This is a genomic window from Corynebacterium sp. HMSC072A02, assembly GCF_001810085.1.
GTDB lineage: Bacteria > Actinomycetota > Actinomycetes > Mycobacteriales > Mycobacteriaceae > Corynebacterium > Corynebacterium hesseae.
On the sequence record NZ_KV799870.1, the window covers coordinates 1 to 350 of the forward strand.

The 350-nt window shown below is 58.3% G+C and carries 1 pseudogene; it reads right to left on the reverse strand.

Annotated features, from left to right (window positions below):
- Positions 1-12: 12 nt before the first annotated feature.
- Positions 13-350: pseudogene (locus HMPREF2698_RS10160) on the reverse strand (transposase); the annotation flags it as partial.

Genomic DNA, 350 nt, shown 5'->3' on the forward strand with positions numbered 1-350 from the left:
GGGGGTTGGGGTTTAGCGTATGTGACCTTTGCGTATTCCCATAGAGTGGTTGTAGGCAGTGTCGATGGCGCTGTCGTAGGTTGCTGGTCGGCCGTCTTCATGGCCGCTGGTGGCTTGTGTTTCCTGGTCGGCTAGGGTTTGTGCTTTGGCGAGTGCGTCCTGGCCCCAGTTTTGCTGCCTGGCGATTTCTACGGGGTCGTCAGGCAGCTGCGTGTGTAAGTACAGCCACCAGTCACAGGCGATGCGTTGTTGCTCGTCGCGCAGTCCTCGGTGGGCGTGCATCAGTTTCTTGATTTGCGAGTTCACTCCGCCTTCCAGGCTGTTGGTTGTGCGCTCTAAGCGTTGGCCTT